Below are 16651 nucleotides of genomic sequence, written 5' to 3' on the forward strand. Positions count from 1 at the left end.
AAGCATGAACAGCCGGTCCGACGCCGATCAGGAACGTACCGAAACCGCCGCAGATTTCGCGGCGCCCGCACACGCAGCGGGGCTCAGCGCCACGCTCGATTACCCGACGCCGCCGCTCGACGGCGAAGCCCTTCCGCCCTTGTGGCACTGGATTTTCTTCCGTCCGCTCGTCGCGCAGTCGCTGATCGCGGAGGACGGTCATCCGCGCAAGGGCGATTTCCTTCCTGATCTGGGCCTGCCGCGCCGAATGTGGGCAGGCGGACGGCTTCGCTTCAAATCGCCGATCGTCGTCGGCAAGCCGATCGTGCGCGAGTCGCGCATTCTCGATGTTACGGAGAAGCAAGGAAGAACCGGCAGGCTCGGTTTCGTGACGGTCGCGCATCACATTGCCTGCGACGGCGTGCCTTGCATCGAAGAAGAGCACGATATCGTCTATCGCGAGCCGGCCGCGCCCGGCGCACCTGCACCCGCGCCGACGGCCGCGCCAGATGACGCCGAGTGGCAACGAACCGTCGTACCCGACGAGGTGCTGCTCTTTCGCTACTCCGCCCTGACGTTCAACGGTCATCGCATCCACTACGACAAACCGTATGTCACCGGGGTCGAAGGCTATCCCGGTCTCGTCGTGCACGGCCCGCTGATCGCAACGCTCCTTCTCGATCTCGTGCGCAGGCAGCGTCCCGATGGCCGCATCATCGAATTTGCCTTCAAGGCCATGCGCCCGTGCTTCGCCGGAAACGCCCTTCATCTTTGTGGCAAACCCTCAGCCGATGGAAAGACGGTCGAGTTGTGGTCGATGGACCACGAAGGGTGGATCGGCATGACCGCCCGCGCCACGCTTGCCTGACACGCCCTGGAAGATTTCATCATGTTCAATACCTCCGCCGACGCTTATCAGGACATTCGCGATGCCGTGCGCGATCTCTGTCAGCAATTTCCATCCGAATACTTTCGCAAGGTCGATGAAGAACGCGCCTATCCGGAAGCCTTCGTCGATGCGCTCACTCAAGCCGGCTGGCTCGCCGCACTGATTCCGCAGGAATACGGAGGCTCGGGCCTCGGCCTGACGGAAGCGTCGGTCATCATGGAAGAAATCAACCGTTCCGGCGGCAACTCGGGCGCATGCCACGGTCAGATGTACAACATGGGAACGTTGCTCCGGCATGGCTCGAAAGCGCAAAAGGAACGCTATCTGCCGAAGATCGCTTCGGGCGCATTGCGCCTGCAATCGATGGGCGTGACAGAGCCGACGACAGGCACCGACACGACGAAGATCAAGACGACCGCACAACGCAAGGGCGACCGATACGTCATCAACGGCCAGAAGGTCTGGATCTCGCGCATCCAGCATTCAGACCTGATGATTCTGCTTGCACGCACCACGCCGCTCTCCGACGTCAAGAAGAAGAGTGAAGGCATGTCGATCTTCCTCGTCGATCTGCACGAAGCGATCGGTCACGGCATGACGGTTCGGCCGATCCCGAACATGGTCAATCACGAGACCAACGAGCTGTTCTTCGATAACCTGGAGATTCCGGCCGAAAACCTGATCGGCGAGGAAGGCATGGGTTTCAAGTACATCCTCGACGGCCTCAATGCGGAGCGCACGCTGATCGCGGCGGAATGCATCGGCGATGGTTACTGGTTCATCGACAAGGTCTCGCAGTACGTCAAGGAACGCGTCGTCTTCGGTCGGCCGATCGGTCAGAACCAGGGCGTTCAATTCCCGATCGCACGGGCGCTGGTCAACGTCGAAGCGGCGAATCTGATGCGCTATAAAGCATGCGAGCTTTTCGACGCGCATCAGCACTGCGGCGCTCAGGCGAACATGGCGAAGCTGCTTGCTGCCGATGCGTCCTGGGAAGCCGCGAACGCGTGTCTGCAATTTCACGGCGGTTTTGGATTCGCGTCCGAATACGATGTCGAACGCAAGTTCCGCGAAACGCGTCTCTACCAGGTGGCGCCGATTTCGACGAATCTCATCTTGTCCTACGTCGCCGAGCACATCCTCGGTCTGCCGCGTTCCTTCTGACGAGGTACTGACATGCGTCCGCTTCAAGGCATCAAGGTCGTCACATTCGAGCATGCGATCGCCGCCCCGTTTTGCACGCGCCAGCTCGCGGATCTGGGCGCGCGCGTCATCAAGGTCGAGCGGCCTGGAACGGGAGACTTCGCGCGCAACTACGACGAGCGCGTTTCAGGCCTCGCGTCGCACTTCGTCTGGACGAACCGCTCGAAGGAAAGCATCACGCTGGACGTGAAGCAGGCAGCCGCGATCGAAGTCGTCCATGCGCTGCTCGCCGACGCGGACGTGTTCGTTCAGAACCTTGCTCCCGGCGCGACGCAACGTCTCGGGCTCGACTTCGAGACATTGAGCAAGCGGTATCCGCGCCTGATCGTGTGCGACATATCCGGTTATGGTCTCGACGGTCCGTATCGGGACAAGAAGGCGTATGACTTGCTCATCCAGAGCGAATCGGGATTCCTGAGCATCACAGGCTCGAAGGGCCAACCTGCGAAAGCAGGATGCTCGATCGCGGACATTGCCGCGGGCATGTACGGCTACACGAACATTCTCGCCGCACTGATCGAACGTGGCCGAACAGGGCTCGGCAAGCACATCGACATATCGATGCTCGAAAGCATGGTCGAGTGGATGAGCTATCCGCTCTATTACTCGATCGACGACCAGCCCGCGCCGGCACTCGCAGGCGCGTCTCATGCGACGATCTTCCCATACGGCCCCTTCCCTGCCGGCGATGGCAAAACCGTGATGCTCGGCCTGCAGAACGAGCGCGAATGGAAGAGCTTCTGCACTATCGTAATCGCGCGCCCCGAGCTTGCGGAAGACGAGCGCTTCTCGTCGAATAGCCGACGCACGAAGAACCGCGATGCGCTCACGCAGATCATCGTCGATGCGTTCTCGATTTGCTCGGCGGAAGTCGTCATCGCGCGGCTCGAAGAAGCGAGCATCGCCAATGCGCGTATGAATGACATGCACGCTGTCTGGAAGCATCCGCAACTCGATGCCCGGAGCCGTTGGACGCGCGTGAAAACCGCGGCGGGCGATATGCCCGCGCTCTATCCGCCGGGCGTCTCCGCGAAGGATGGGCCGCGCATGGACGCAGTGCCCGCTTTGGGCGAGCACACGGTCTCGATCCTGAACGAACTCGGATTCGACGGCCGCGCGATAGCGCAAATGCGGAGCGCCGCCGCGATCTGAGGTCCATCACTCCGGGGCGACGAATCAAGGTGTAACTTCTCGAGCGGCCAAGAGAGAATGGTCGTATCGTTGCACAACCTTCCGGTAAGGCGCGCAATCCCGCGTCTCATGCCCGCAACGGAGACGCAATATGCGCAATGTGCCTGGACGCGAGCTTCCGAATTTCATCGACGGAATCGGTGACCTGCGCCCATACGGCTCACCGTCGATGGCGCGCGGCGGCGGTAGCAAATCGGCGAGCGACGGCAATCCGAAACGGCTCGCCGACATTCGCGGCGCGCTTGCCGCATGCGATGTTCGCGATGGCGCGACGCTGTCATTCCATCACCATCTGCGCAACGGCGATCATGTGATGAACCTCGTTCTGACCGAGGCCGCGCGCATGGGCCTTCGCGATCTTCGGATCGCGCCAAGCTCGATCTTTCCGGTGCATGAGCCGCTCGTCGCGCTCATCGAAGCCGGCGTCATTCGGAGCATTCACACCGCTTACGTGTCGGGGCCGGTCGCCGACGCCATCGGCCGGGGCTCGCTGTGCGTGCCCGCCGTGCTGCAAACGCACGGGGGGCGGGCCCGTGCCATCGAGAGCGGCGAGCTTGCGATCGACGTTGCGTTCATCGCGGCCCCGGCTTCCGACGACCGCGGCAACATCAACGGCGTTTCAGGGCCGAACGCGTGCGGCACGCTCGGTTACGCGATGGTCGATGCTCGCCATGCCAAACGGGTTGTCGCCGTAACCGACCATCTGGTGAAGTATCCTGCCTGCCCCATCGACATCGCCCAAGATTGCGTGGATTTCGTCGTCACGGTGGAGAGCATCGGCGACGCGGCGCGCATCGTTTCGGGCACGACGCGCATTACGGAAGATCCCGTCGGCCTCGATATCGCGAAGTCCGCTGCGCGAGTCATCGAAGCTGCGGGCTTGCTCGACGACGGCTTTTCGTTCCAGACAGGCGCGGGAGGCGTTTCGTTGGCGGTGGCCAGGTTCGTCGAGGACGGCATGCGCCGCCGCCGTGTAAAGGGAAGCTTCGCATCGGGCGGCATCACCGGGCAAATCGTCGGGATGCTGGAAGCCGGGCTTTTCGATGCCCTGTTCGACGTACAGTGCTTCGATCTGCGCGCGGTCGAGTCTTATCGCAGGAATCACAGACACCAGGCGATGTCGGCTTCGATGTATGCGAGCCCTTCGACGCGCGGTTCGGTCTCTGAAAGCCTCGACGCGATGATTCTCGGCGCCGCGCAAGTCGATCTCGACTTCAACGTGAATGTCACGACGACCGCTGACGGACGCATCATCGGCGGTTCCGGCGGGCACAGCGACACCGCCGCGGGCGCCAGGCTCGCCATCGTCACGACGCGTCTTCGCGCGGGCGTCAATCCGAAAATCGTCGAGTCGGTGCGTACGATAACGACGCCGGGCGCATCGGTCGATGTCGTCGTGACCGAGGCGGGCATCGCGGTCAATCCGGCGCGCGACGATCTTGCAGACATGCTGAAAAGCGCCGGGATCGATACGGTATCGATCGCGCGTCTTCACGATCTGGCGATCGAAGCCAGCGGCGAAGACAGACGGCCCACGCGTGCAATCGACGATGCGCCTGTCATAGCACTTCAGCAATATCGCGATGGATCGATCATCGACATAGTGCGCCGCACTTACTGAGCGTTGCCCTGAACGCGCAGCGACACTCCCTTCCACGCCTCATCTCGCGTTACCAGCTCGGCGATCAGTTCGAGCAAGGTCTGCCGCACGGCGACCGTGGCGGCATGCATCGGCATGCTGTTCGGCCAGCAGATACTGGCCGGCCGGCGAATGATCGGATCGACTATCTTGCGCATGCGCGGCAGACGCGATGAATCGAGCTGCGCGACGGCGGAAGCCGGCAAGATCGTGCACGCTTTCCCCGACTGTGCAATGAGCAGCAGGGACGGCAAGGAGTCGATATCCGCGATGATGTTCAACTCGACGTTCTCGCTGGAGAACGTGCGCTCGAGCAACAGGCGCAATCCGTTCGCGACGCCAGGTGCGACCAGCTTGACGCCCGCGAGCCGCGCCAGCGGACATGTGCTGGAACGCGGCGGAAGATCGATGTCCGGCTCTCCCAGCAAGTACAGCGTTTCGTCCAGAACAGGCAGCGCGCCGATACCCGGCGTGTCCGACTCGCGAAAAAGTATGCAGAGATCGAGTCTGCCGTTTGCGAGCAACTCATTGAGGTAGCCGCTCATGCTCTCGAAGAACTGCAGACGGATGCCGGGATACTTGTCCTGCACTCTCTCGAAGAGCGGCACGGCGAGAACGGAAACCATCGTGGTAGGCAGACCGAGCGCGACAGTGCCCGACTCCGGCCCGCCACCTTTGCTTACTTCTTGTTTGAGCTGCTCCATCTGGCGCAAAACGAGCCGTGCGTGCCGATAGAGCGAGTTGCCTTCCGCAGTCGGCGTGACGCCATGATTGCTGCGCAGCAGAAGCGGAACGCCGAGTTCCTCTTCGAGGCGCGCCATTTGCTGGCTCAACGAAGGCTGGGCGACGTATAACTTCTCCGCGGCCCTGCCGAGGCTGCCGTAATCGACGATGTTGACGAAATAGCGCAGCTGGCGGACGTCCATAAGCTATAAGGCTGATCAGTCAGCGCCTCGGCCGTTGAAATGAAAGGCATTGTACGCCGCGGACATTGGTCTGTGGCCTGCTACGTGGTCGGATAATTCGGCCCGCCGCAGCCTTCCGGATGGACGATCGGCTTGCACTGCGACGCCGGTGCCAACATCTCGTGATCCTATCCAGCACGCCGCATTGCGAAGGCCGACTCTGTCCTGATTCACGTTGTCCGATGCGGACCTTCGCCGCTTGTTAGCGTTGTTTCCTCATCCCGGTGTTGGCCTCGATCTCTCCGTTACCATCCAGATAACCGTGCTTGCCAAGGTCCGGCATCAGCATCGAGGCCACGAAGGTGATTGCCGTGAGCGCCGCGACATAATAGAAAAAAGTCGATTCGGCGTTCACCGAGCGCAAGGTGAGCGCCACATACTCGGCCGTTCCTCCAAAAGTCGCATTTGCCAGCGCATAGGGGAATCCGACACCGAGCGCCCGCACCGTCGGCGGAAAAAGGTCGGCTTTCACGAGGCCGGAAATCGGCGTGTAAAACGATGCGATCAACAAGCCCGCTGCAACGAGCATGAAGGCGACATAGGGGCTCGTGACCGACTTCAACGCGAACAGGATCGGCACAACCAGTAAAGTCGCGAGCCCTGAGAAAAGCAGCATATGCGTTTTGACTCCGATCCTGTCTGCAACCAAACCGAGAATCGGCTGGCAAATCATGAAGCAGATGAGCGAGCCAGTCATGACAAAGCTGACGACCTGTGGCGACATGCCGGCTGAAACAACCAGGAATTTTTGCATGTAGGTCGTGAACGTATAGAAATACAGCGAGCCGCCTCCGGTGAACGCAAGCACAAGAAGCACGGCGCGTTTGTGCTGCAGCAATCCGGAAAGGGAGCCTGCTTCCTTACGCTTCATATCCTGCCTCGATGCGGTCTCCACCATTGAGCGCCGAAGATAGACAACCACAATCGAACTTGCCGCGCCCAGGAAAAACGGGATTCGCCATCCCCACTCCTTCAATTCCGCAAGCGAGAGGGTGTGCTGAAGAATGGCGATCGTGAGCAAGGCAAGCAACTGCCCAAAGATGATCGTGAAATACTGGAAAGAACCGAAGAAGCCCCGGCGCCCGGTAACAGACGCCTCACTGAGATATGTCGCTCCAGTCCCGTACTCCGCACCCACGGACAAGCCCTGGATCAGACGGGCCACCACGAGGAGCACCGGTGCGGCAAATCCGATCGTCTGATAGGTCGGCAATAGAGCGATCAGCAACGAGCCGCCGCACATCATGAAGACGGAGATGATCATCGACACTTTTCGGCCTTTGGTATCCGCAATCCATCCGAATATCCAGCCTCCAAGCGGCCTCATGAAAAATCCCACGGCAAACACACCGGCAGTCGCCAGAAGTTGACTCACCTGGTTGCCGGACGGGAAAAATGCAGCGGCGAAATAGATTGATGTGTACGCGTAGACGAAGAAGTCGAACCATTCGACGAGGTTACCGGAGCAGGCTCCGATGATTCCCCTCACTCGAATGGAAAACGGAGTGGACGCGACCGACGAATCGCTTTTGATTCCAATATGGCCTAAATCCTTTTGCATTCGTGTCTCCTGAAATTCTAATTAGACGGCGGATCCATTTTTTAAGGATCGTCCGCCCCATGCATCTCAGAGCAAGCTCTACCGCTCGCGCGTCCGAACCGATTCGAATCGGATTTTTTAAAACACCGGATGACTTATTTGATTGACGTTGTCACCGTGTCGACTTGCTCGACACGCACGCGCCAGCGGCGTCGAAGTCGTCGCCGGGCATCAGGCGAAGACAGACGACGCGTTCCTCGGGTCGTTAGCCGACGGGACAGCGCGCCAGTCGCTGCGGTGAATTGAGCAAACAGGACCCCGTTCCGAGGTTCTCGCGCCTGCCCTGCCGGATGTCGCTCACTGATGCCTCCACTTTGCCCGACCCGCAAATGGCTTCGGGTTACGTGGACTCTATTGGAAAGCGCGGCACGGCGGAAATACGAGTTTCATTTGACGCACATAGGTCGAACCTATGCCCGGAAACTCTCTTACTGGTAAACCCGTCTGAGTTTGCTCGCGAGCGCCTGAAGGCGCGCGAGCGCGAACGGTCTCGACGACCGCGATGGGATGGTGACGCGGCGGCTATTGCATGCGGCGGATTGCACGGTCAGCCCGTGTGCATGGCATTTTCGCACCGCATAGCGACGACAGGAGGCGACGCACTCGCCTATCGCGTGCCCGACGCTCCGGCCGCGCAAACCACATTCAACACATTGCGCGGCCTTTCGCATACTTGACCGTTAGCGTCCCGCCGCTCGCGGCGAATGCCGGAGCAGTGGGACGTCCTTCATTCGATAGCGCACTGCGCGCTCACTTGACCTCCTTTCTCTCGATCTTCTTGCCAGTCTCCTTGTTGTAGCGCGCGACATACTCGTCGGTGAGCTTGCGGATCGCACGCCCGATCGTCCGATAGTCCGACTCGTTCAGATTCGCGAGCGACACGCGCCCGGAAGGATGCTTCGTGCCGAATCCCATGCCCGGCAGCAGCACGACGCGCGCCTCCGCCGCGAGCCGGAACAGCAGCTCCGACGACTTGGTGTGCTTCAGCAACCAGTCGACGAACTCGCGACCATACGCGCGCTCACCGAAATACTCCATGTCGATGATCGTGTAGTAGTCGACCTGGTTCGCATCCTTCTCGTCGAACGCGATGCCGATTTCCTCGAACAGCGCGCGCTTGCGATTGCGGATCAGACGCTTCAGCGCATCCTTGTATGCATCGGGCGTGTCCATCAGCGAGAAGAGCGAGAACAGCACCATCTGCACCTGTTGCGGCGTCGACAGGCCTGCCGTGTGATTCAGCGCGACGGTGCGGCTGTCCGCGACCAGCCGGTCGATGAACTTGAGCTTGTCCGGCTCCGTCGTGATCGACTCGTAGCGCTTGTGCAGAATCTTCTTCACGTCCTTCGGCAGCTCGGCGATCAGCTTGTCGAGAATATTGTCCTTGTGCGTCGCGATCGTGCCGAGACGCCAGCCGGTCGCGCCGAAATACTTCGAATACGAGTACACGAGAATCGTGTTCTTCGGCGCGAGCGCGAACAGCGATACGAAATCGTCGGCGAATGTGCCGTACACGTCGTCCGTCAGCAGGATCAGATCGGGCCGCTCCTTCACGATCTCGGCGATATATTCGAGGCTCTCGTCGCTGATCTTCACGGAAGGCGGATTGCTCGGATTCACGAGAAAGAACGCCTTCACCTTCGGATCGCGCAGCTTGTCGAGCTCCGCCTTCGAGTATTGCCAGTTGTTCTCGACATCGGCATCCAGGTTGACGACGTTCAATTCGTAGTCGTTGAGCGTCGGAATCTCGATATACGGCGTGAAGATCGGGCGGCCGAGCGCGATGGTATCGCCTGCATTGATCAAGTGATTCTGCTTCATCGTGTTGAAGATGTACGTCATCGCGGCGGTGCCGCCTTCGACGGCGAAGATGTCGAACTCGCCGACGAACGGATATTTGCCGATCATCTCGCGCCGCAGATACTGCCCGACGATGACTTCCGACAGCTTCAACATCCGGTCCGGCACCGGATAGTTCGACGCGAGAATGCCTTCGCACATTTCGTAGAGGAAGTCGGTACCCGATAGTCCCAGCTGATCGCGCACATACGAGACCGCGCCCGCGAGGAATGCGATGCCGGGCACGCCCTTGTTCTCGCGCAGGAACAACTCGAAGCGCTCGGTCAGCCCTTCGCGCTTCGGAAAGCCGCCGACACCTTCGGGCATATACGCGAACGAGCGCTCCGACTCGCGCATCGCGAAGAGCCCGAGCTGCCAGAAGCCATGACGCGGAATCGTCGCCAGGAAGTTCGGATTGCCGCGCCCTGCGTTCAGCATCGAAACGTTCGCAGGCCGCTCGACGGCGCCACCGCCCGCGGCCTTGATCAGTTCGTCCTTCAGTTCGAACGGGCTCAGCGTCTGCAGTGCCGACTTGTCGCCGCCTTGTCCGTTGCCCTGTTTTTCCTTTGCCATGATGCGTTCTCCAGTGAAAGAGGGATGCCCGGGCGCGGGCACGTTCATGCGAGCTGCCCGGCGGACGCCCCGGTTTTTGGTCCTTGCGCGCGCTGCCGTTGCATCGGCGGTTTCAGACCAGCCCGACGACGAGCGGTCCCAGCAACGTCAGCAGCACGTTTGCAATCGCATAGGTGATCGCGAACGGCACGGTCGGCACGGCGCTTTCGGCCTTGTCCAGCACGCCGCCGAATGCGGGATTCGCACTGCGCGAGCCGGACAGCGCGCCCGCCAGAATCGCCGCGTTGTCGTAACGCAGCACGTAGCGGCCGAACAGCATCGTGAGCAGCAGCGGCACCATCGTCACGACCACGCCGAGCAGGAAGATCGTGAGACCGAGCTCCTTGATCGTCGTGACCGCCTGCAGTCCCGAATTCAAGCCGACCACCGCGACGAACGCCGCCAGCCCGAAGTCCTGCAACAGGCGCGACGCGGCGGGCGGCATGACGCCGTACATCGGGTGCTTGCCGCGCATCCAGCCGAACACGAGACCCGCGAGCAGGCAGCCGCCGCCCGAGCCGAGGGTGAGCGGCACGCCGCCGACATTGACCACGATCAGCCCGATCAGGAGGCCGACGACCATGCCGACGCCCATATAGATGAAGTCGGTCTTGATCGAGTACGGCAGCTCGTAGCCCGTTGCCTCCACCGCGCGCTTCGTGTCCTTCGCGGAGCCGAAATAGGTGAGCACGTCGCCGTGTTCGAGCTGGGTTTCGGGCAGGATCGGCACCGGCTGCCCCACACGCGTGATGCTTTCGAGGAAGACGCCGTGGCGCAGATCGCGGTCGACGGTCTCGCGCACTTTCTGGATCGTCGTGTGATTCAGGCCCTTCGCCGTGAAGACGGCCTGGCGCGTCTGCATGACCGCGCTGACATCGGTCACGTCGGAAATCTCGATGCCGATTTTCGGCGCGACGGGCACCATGCCTTCGCGCCGTCCGACCACGAGCACGACGTCGTCGGCCGCGAGCACGACGTCCGGCCCCGGCTCGATCTCCTTGCCGGCACGCCGGATCTTCTCGACCGACACGAAATCCTGCGCCGACATTTCGATTTCGGAGACCTTGCGCCCCGCCGCCGGCCCGACCCTGAACGCTCGCCCGACCAGTTCCGGCAGCGCCGCCAGTTGCCCCGGCGCGCGCGACGGCGTGCCGCCCGCGAGCTTCGCCTCGGCATCGAGCGCGGCCGAGCGCAGGTCGCGCCCCATGAACTTCGGCAGGATGTTTACGCATACGATGATCGCCCCGAGCGAGCCGAACACGTAGGTCACCGCATACGCAATCGCGACATCCGACTGCAGCGACTTGACCTGCTCGGGCGGCAGCCCGAGACGCGCGATCGCATCGCCCGCCGTGCCGATGATCGCCGACTGCGTGAGCGCCCCGCCCGCGAGGCCGGCGGCCAGCCCCTTGTTCAAATGGAAGATCTTCGCGCAGATGATGACGGTCACGAGCGCCGACACCGCGAGAAACACCGCCATCGCGATTTCCCGCAGCGTCCTGCGATTCAGCGAGTTGAAGAAGCCCGGCCCCGAGTCGTAGCCGACCGCGTAGATGAACACGGCGAACATCACGGCTTTCACGCCGTTGTCGATCGATACGCCCGCCTGGCTGATCACCACGGCCGCCAGCAGCGAGCCGCCGACGCCGCCCAGCTGGAACTTGCCGAAATTGATCTGGCCGACGTAATAGCCCACGGCCAGCGACAGAAACAACGCTATCTCGGGTGACTTGTGAAAGATGTTGTGTATCCAGTCCATCGTGCCCTCTCGATGAAAACGCGCGGATCTCCCGCGACGAAACGCGGCGGACGAGGTGGCACTACCGTCCGCAGCCCCTGCCCTCGTGACTCTTTCCGGCTCACGCGGTCATTCGATGCTGATTCCTTCATCGCCCGGAAAACTGCGCCGCCAGTCCGACGACCACGGGACCCATCAGCGGCAACAGGATGTTCGACAGCGCGTAGGTAATCGTGTAGCCGATGACGGGCGTCGAATTGCCCGTCACCCCGACGAGCGCGCTGATCGCGGGCGTGCTGCACTGCTGGCCGGCGATCGCGCCGAGCAGCATCGGCGGGTCGAGCTTCAGGAACATCCGGCCGATCCATAGCGACAGCAGGCCCGGCACCAGCACCATCAGAATGCCGGCGACCGGCAGCGCGAGACCGTACTGGTGCACGAGCTTGATCGCGTCCGGCCCGGCCGAGAGGCCGACGGCGGCGATGAAGGTCGCGAGCCCGAAGTCCTTGAGGATTTGCGCCGCTGCCGGTGGCAGCGAACCGACCATCGGATGGAATGAGCGCGCCCAGCCGAACAGCAGGCCCGACAACAGGCATCCGCCGCCGGTGCCGAGCGCGAGCGTGACGCCGCCGAACGTGCCCGAGAGCCGGCCGATCGCCATGCCGGCCAGCACGCCGAGACCGAGATAGACGAAGTCGGTCTTCAAAGTGGCCGGCAGCAGGTAGCCGAGCCGCTGCGCACCGCGCAGCACGTCGGCCTTCGCACCGACCAGCGTCAGCACGTCGCCGCGATTGAGCTCGGTGCCGGGCAGCGCGGGCACGCGGTTCTCCAGCCGCGTCACGGCCGCGATGTAGATGCCGCGTCCCTGCACGGGATCGGCGCGTTCGCGCAACTGACGGATCGTTGCGCCGTGGGCGTCCTTGCGCGTGAGCACAACGTCGACCGTGTCGGCGAGCGCCGTCGAAAAATGGCGGCCCGACGCGACTTCCTCGCCGAGCGCGGGCGCGGCCTCGATCAGCGCCTCGCGCCGCCCGTTTATCAACACGAGATCGCCCGCGGCGAGGGTCAGGCCGGGCGCGACGGCGAGCGGCGCGCCGTCGCGCTCGATCTGCTCGATGGTCAGGTTCTGGCCGTAGCGCGCCTCGAATGCGCCGACGCTCACGCCCGCCGCCTCGCGGACACGGAACGCGCGCCCCACCAGCGCGGGCGCGGCGAGCCGCTCGCCTTCGCCCAGCGAATCGCCGCCGCCGAGTTTGCGCCACACGCGCTCGGCTTCTTCGCGCAGATTCACGCGCATGAGCAGCGCCGCGAACTGGCTCGTGAAAAGTACGATGGTGATAAGCCCGAACAGATAGCTGACGCTGTACGCGGTGACGATGTTCGCTTGCAGGCGCAACGTGTCGGCGTCGGACAGGCCAAGCTTCGCCACGGCTTCGGACGCCGTGCCGATCACGGCCGATTCCGTCGCCGCGCCCGCGAGCAGCCCGGCCGCCGTGCCCGGATCGAGATGCAGCACCGCGACGGCGAGCAATACGAGCGCGAGCACCGAAACGATTTCGACCACCGACAGCAAGCCATAGCGCCAGCCGCGTCCGACATTGGCGAAGAACTGCGGGCCGCCTGTGAAGCCGAGCGCGAAGATGAAGAGCGCAAACGCGATGTTCTTGAGATCGGGCGCCAGGCGCGCGCCCGTCTGCCCGAGCAGCAGCGACACGATCAGCGTGCCGCACACGCCGCCGAGCTGGATCGGACCGATCTTGAAGGAACCAATCAGATATCCGAGTGCAAGACTCGCGAACAGCGCAATCTCCGGTTGAGACTTGAGCAACTCGGTGATCATTTAGGGATGGTCCTTGTTGATTGCGTCCTTACTCGTACTTTGCGTCGTTCCGCGCGCGCGGGTCCCGGACACAATGCGAACCTGTGCCAGTTCCTCGCAGATGGCATTGCTCGCTCCGCGTCGACCATCGGCCATTACTCGAGGGAGTTCATCAGTCTTGTCGGATCATCAGGAGCGGCGCGAATGATTCGGTCCCACGGACTGTCGATGTCCGCGTCGAATGCGAGTGACAGCGCGATGATGATCGCCCGATACCTCTGTTCCCCCCGTGAAGAGGACGTCGTCCATTCAACTCGCGCAGAAATGGAACCAGAAAATCGGCGCGATGCTTCGAGGCTTCGAAGCGCATCGCAACAGACTTCGCTCTATGCCTTGCGTGTCGGATATTCATGTACGTCTGCGTTTTCACCCCCGGATGTCGACTGACGCAGGCGCCTTGAAAGCCTGCAATCACATCGATTGGAATCGATATCGAAAAAGCTCGGGCTTTGCTTTGGCAAGTAGTCGAATCGATATAGATTTCGGCGGCGCTTGGCAAGAAGTTTTTGACGAAACAATCCGAGCCAGAAGCCGCTCCCACACGCGACGGCGACATGGACCGCGAGCACTGTTGCGGCGGCGTGATGCTCCGCTACCAGCGCATTGCGCGCAACGCCGCGAATAGCCCTATCGTGACTCGGCGCGAAACGCGTAATCAGCTCAGCTGCAGAGTCGCAGTCGCCTATGCTTTCCGCTAGCCGGGCGTCGCGCAAGACATGTAAAGTGTTCGAACGCGGAAATTCATGCTCGACGGAAAACGAAGGCCCGCGCAACTATTACTACAGCGCTTCTTCATTCCCTGGAGATGCAGCATGAAGATAAAGGCATTCGCCGCTGCCACGCTCGCCGGAGCGTTGATCGCAACAGACGCGCAACACGGGAGTCTCACATCATGAGCACGATCCCAGCAAAGCTCAAACACGAACTCATGAAGGCGCTTCCGCCTACGATCTTCTTCTTCGTGATCCTGCATATCGTCGCGCTGATTCGTGCGCTGATGATCCGCGGCACCGGAGTTTCGGTCGAGTCGTCGGCGTCGGTTCTGATTGCGTCGCTCATTCTTGGCAAATCGGTGCTGGTCGCCGACATGCTTCCGTTCATCAATCGTTTCCCGGACAAGCCGCTGATCTGGAACGTCGCCTGGAAGACGTTGATGTATGCGCTCGTCGCACTTTTCGTCCATTTTCTGGAGCGGCTTTACGACTACTGGAAAGAAGCGCCGAGTGTTATCGCGGCGAATCACGCACTGTGGACCGAAATCAATTGGCCGCGCTTCTGGGCCGTGCAGATTCTGCTCGTCACCCTGATATTCAACTATTGCGTGATCGCCGAACTGGCCCGCGTGATCGGCCGCGGGAAACTCAAGGCGATATTCTTCGGACCGCTTCCGCCCCCGCGCGATTGACCCGATGCTGCAATGCGGCTCGACGATCCGAAGAATATTCGAGCCTGGCTGTTCACGCCGGCCACGCCGATCGTCGTCGCGCGCGTGCTCCGGCAAAGGGATATCGACGGCATGTCGAGCTTCGCGCCGATACTCAATGTCATTCGTCGGCGGGCTGAAAACAAGCAAAGAGTGCATGGCAGCATGAAACCCATGTCCTGGACTGAGTTCGAACTGACACTCGAGAAAGTCCAGTCCGATGTCATGCAGCATGGCTCTCACGCGTCAACGCAGCCAATCACAGAAGGTGCGCAGAAATGGCAGTTGTCCAGAGCTTGAAGGAGCGGCAGGCGGCGGGCCGCGATGCCCGGCGGCACGCGAAGCGATCGCTGCACGCGGCCATCGGCAATACCGACCGCGATCCTGTGCAGCTCCTGCAAGAGAACAGCAAAGGACGCGTGGAAGCGCTGGTTCCCTTGCGTTACGGCCGCATGTCCGTGTCGCCCTTCACGTTCTATCGCGGCAGCGCGATTCTTCAGGCTCACGATCTGGCCGGTACGGTGAACAGCGGCATCGCGTTTCCTGTCTGCGGCGACGCTCATCTCTTGAATTTCGGAGGCTTCGCGACGCCAGAACGGCAACTCGTGTTCGACCTCAACGATTTCGACGAAGTCGCGACCGGCCCGTGGGAATGGGACGTCAAACGGCTGGCGGCCAGCTTTGCGATAGCCGGCGAGCATATGGGATTCAACCGCGGCGCTCTGGCGGATATCGTCGCGACGGCCTTGCACGAGTATCGGGACCGCATGAGCCAGTACGCTGAATACAGCGCACTCGAACTCTGGCACGAGATTGTCACTTTCGAGCGGATGATCGAGGCCGCGGTGACCGCCGAAGGCCGACAGCACATCAACCGGACGATGGAAAAGGCAGCGAGCCGCACGCACGAAAGCCTGCTGGGCAAGATGGCCACGCTGACCGACGGCCGCTGGATCATTCGGGATGCGCCGCCGGCGTTGTTTCATCCCGGCGGCCCGAATTCGCTGCTCGGCCACGAGCAGAAATGGTCCGACACCGACGAATGGAAAGGCAAGCTCTCCGCCGCGTTCGACAACTACCTTCGGACGCTGTCCTCCGAGCGCCGCAAACTGATCGCGCAGTACGCGCTGCATGACGTCGCATTCAAGGTGGTGGGCGTCGGAAGTGTCGGCACTTTCTGTCTGGTGATGCTTTTCATCGACAGCCACGGCAAGCCGCTATTCCTTCAGGTCAAGGAAGCGCGTCAGTCGGTGATATCGCGCTTCTTTCACGGCGAAGGTACGCCTCATCAGGGGGATCGCGTCGTGAGCGGACAACGCCTGCTCCAGGCCGCGAGCGATTCGTTCCTCGGCTGGACGACCGGGCCCGCCGGGCGGCAGTTTTACTTCCGCCAGTTGCGCGACATGAAAGTGTCGGCGGACGTCGAGCGCATGAGCAGCACGATCCTGCGCGGCTATGCGCGCATCTGTGGTTGGGCGCTGGCGCGCGCCCACGCGAAAGCCAGCGGCAAAGCGGTGGAGATCGCGGCCTATCTCGGCAACGGCAACCGCTTCGCGGACGCGCTCACGGAATACGCGTTCGCCTATGCGGAGCAAAACCAGAAGGACTACGACACGTTCATCCGCGCGTGCCGCTCGGGCACGCTCGAGGCGCGCAGCGACGAGGACATGGCGGCCGATTTCCGCGTCTGATGG

12 protein-coding genes are annotated in these 16651 nt (G+C 61.9%); 7 read left to right on the plus strand and 5 right to left on the minus strand.

Annotated features, from left to right (window positions below; translation table 11 throughout):
- Positions 1 to 4: 4 nt before the first annotated feature.
- From U4Y90_RS21765 to citF, 4 genes are all read left to right on the plus strand, one after another.
- Positions 5 to 847 (plus strand): FAS1-like dehydratase domain-containing protein, encoded by an 843-nt coding sequence (locus U4Y90_RS21765; RefSeq protein ID WP_321797817.1) that lies wholly within the window; start codon positions 5 to 7, stop codon positions 845 to 847.
- Between the two features lie 21 nt (positions 848 to 868).
- Complete coding sequence (locus tag U4Y90_RS21770) at positions 869 to 2032, plus strand: acyl-CoA dehydrogenase family protein (RefSeq protein WP_321797625.1); 1164 nt, start codon at positions 869 to 871, stop codon at positions 2030 to 2032.
- A 12-nt stretch (positions 2033 to 2044) separates the two neighbouring features.
- Positions 2045 to 3223, plus strand: coding sequence for a CaiB/BaiF CoA-transferase family protein (locus U4Y90_RS21775; RefSeq protein ID WP_321797627.1), 1179 nt, complete (start codon positions 2045 to 2047; stop codon positions 3221 to 3223).
- Positions 3224 to 3353: 130 nt separating this feature from the next.
- Positions 3354 to 4883, plus strand: coding sequence for a citrate lyase subunit alpha (gene citF, locus U4Y90_RS21780; protein WP_321797629.1), 1530 nt, complete (start codon positions 3354 to 3356; stop codon positions 4881 to 4883).
- On the opposite strand, the gene U4Y90_RS21785 is transcribed toward citF, so the two are convergent.
- The 5 genes from U4Y90_RS21785 to aspT (U4Y90_RS21805) form a co-directional block, all read right to left on the minus strand.
- Positions 4877 to 5827 (minus strand): LysR substrate-binding domain-containing protein, encoded by a 951-nt coding sequence (locus U4Y90_RS21785; protein WP_321797631.1) that lies wholly within the window; start codon positions 5825 to 5827, stop codon positions 4877 to 4879. The genes citF and U4Y90_RS21785 overlap by 7 nt on opposite strands.
- 241 nt (positions 5828 to 6068) lie before the next feature.
- On the minus strand, positions 6069 to 7427 hold the full coding sequence (locus U4Y90_RS21790) for an MFS family transporter (RefSeq protein WP_321797633.1): 1359 nt from the start codon (positions 7425 to 7427) through the stop codon (positions 6069 to 6071).
- 789 nt (positions 7428 to 8216) lie between these two features.
- On the minus strand, positions 8217 to 9878 hold the full coding sequence (locus U4Y90_RS21795; protein WP_321797634.1) for a bifunctional aspartate transaminase/aspartate 4-decarboxylase: 1662 nt from the start codon (positions 9876 to 9878) through the stop codon (positions 8217 to 8219).
- Positions 9879 to 9990: 112 nt separating this feature from the next.
- Positions 9991 to 11676: an aspartate-alanine antiporter gene (gene aspT / locus U4Y90_RS21800; protein WP_321797636.1), complete on the minus strand. Its 1686-nt coding sequence runs from the start codon at positions 11674 to 11676 to the stop codon at positions 9991 to 9993.
- 127 nt (positions 11677 to 11803) lie between these two features.
- Entirely contained in the window at positions 11804 to 13495 is a 1692-nt protein-coding gene (aspT, locus tag U4Y90_RS21805; protein WP_321797637.1) for an aspartate-alanine antiporter, read from the minus strand.
- Between the two features lie 931 nt (positions 13496 to 14426).
- Here aspT (U4Y90_RS21805) and U4Y90_RS21810 point away from each other — a divergent pair.
- The 3 genes from U4Y90_RS21810 to U4Y90_RS21820 are packed head-to-tail and all read left to right on the plus strand — an operon-like array spanning position 14427 to position 16648.
- On the plus strand, positions 14427 to 14939 hold the full coding sequence (locus tag U4Y90_RS21810) for a hypothetical protein (protein ID WP_321797639.1): 513 nt from the start codon (positions 14427 to 14429) through the stop codon (positions 14937 to 14939).
- Positions 14940 to 14951: 12 nt separating this feature from the next.
- Positions 14952 to 15257: a hypothetical protein gene (locus U4Y90_RS21815; RefSeq protein ID WP_321797640.1), complete on the plus strand. Its 306-nt coding sequence runs from the start codon at positions 14952 to 14954 to the stop codon at positions 15255 to 15257.
- Positions 15236 to 16648 carry a DUF2252 domain-containing protein gene (locus U4Y90_RS21820; protein WP_321797641.1) on the plus strand — a complete coding sequence of 471 codons (1413 nt, stop codon included), beginning with the start codon at positions 15236 to 15238 and terminating at the stop codon, positions 16646 to 16648. Before U4Y90_RS21815 ends, U4Y90_RS21820 begins: the two co-directional genes overlap by 22 nt.
- The last annotated feature ends 3 nt before the right edge of the window (positions 16649 to 16651 follow it).

The sequence above is a fragment of the Caballeronia sp. J97 genome (assembly GCF_905220305.1).
Lineage (GTDB): Bacteria > Pseudomonadota > Gammaproteobacteria > Burkholderiales > Burkholderiaceae > Caballeronia.

Excerpts from the sequence above, each read along its gene's own strand:
- U4Y90_RS21785 (WP_321797631.1), bottom strand. The coding sequence starts at position 5,827 with ATGGACGTCCGCCAGCTGCGCTATTTCGTCAACATCGTCGATTACGGC.
- aspT (WP_321797636.1), bottom strand. The coding sequence starts at position 11,676 with ATGGACTGGATACACAACATCTTTCACAAGTCACCCGAGATAGCGTTG.
- U4Y90_RS21770 (WP_321797625.1), top strand. The coding sequence starts at position 869 with ATGTTCAATACCTCCGCCGACGCTTATCAGGACATTCGCGATGCCGTG.
- U4Y90_RS21795 (WP_321797634.1), bottom strand. The coding sequence starts at position 9,878 with ATGGCAAAGGAAAAACAGGGCAACGGACAAGGCGGCGACAAGTCGGCA.
- U4Y90_RS21810 (WP_321797639.1), top strand. The coding sequence starts at position 14,427 with ATGAGCACGATCCCAGCAAAGCTCAAACACGAACTCATGAAGGCGCTT.
- U4Y90_RS21765 (WP_321797817.1), top strand. The coding sequence starts at position 5 with ATGAACAGCCGGTCCGACGCCGATCAGGAACGTACCGAAACCGCCGCA.
- citF (WP_321797629.1), top strand. The coding sequence starts at position 3,354 with ATGCGCAATGTGCCTGGACGCGAGCTTCCGAATTTCATCGACGGAATC.
- U4Y90_RS21820 (WP_321797641.1), top strand. The coding sequence starts at position 15,236 with ATGGCAGTTGTCCAGAGCTTGAAGGAGCGGCAGGCGGCGGGCCGCGAT.
- aspT (WP_321797637.1), bottom strand. The coding sequence starts at position 13,495 with ATGATCACCGAGTTGCTCAAGTCTCAACCGGAGATTGCGCTGTTCGCG.
- U4Y90_RS21790 (WP_321797633.1), bottom strand. The coding sequence starts at position 7,427 with ATGCAAAAGGATTTAGGCCATATTGGAATCAAAAGCGATTCGTCGGTC.
- U4Y90_RS21775 (WP_321797627.1), top strand. The coding sequence starts at position 2,045 with ATGCGTCCGCTTCAAGGCATCAAGGTCGTCACATTCGAGCATGCGATC.
- U4Y90_RS21815 (WP_321797640.1), top strand. The coding sequence starts at position 14,952 with ATGCGGCTCGACGATCCGAAGAATATTCGAGCCTGGCTGTTCACGCCG.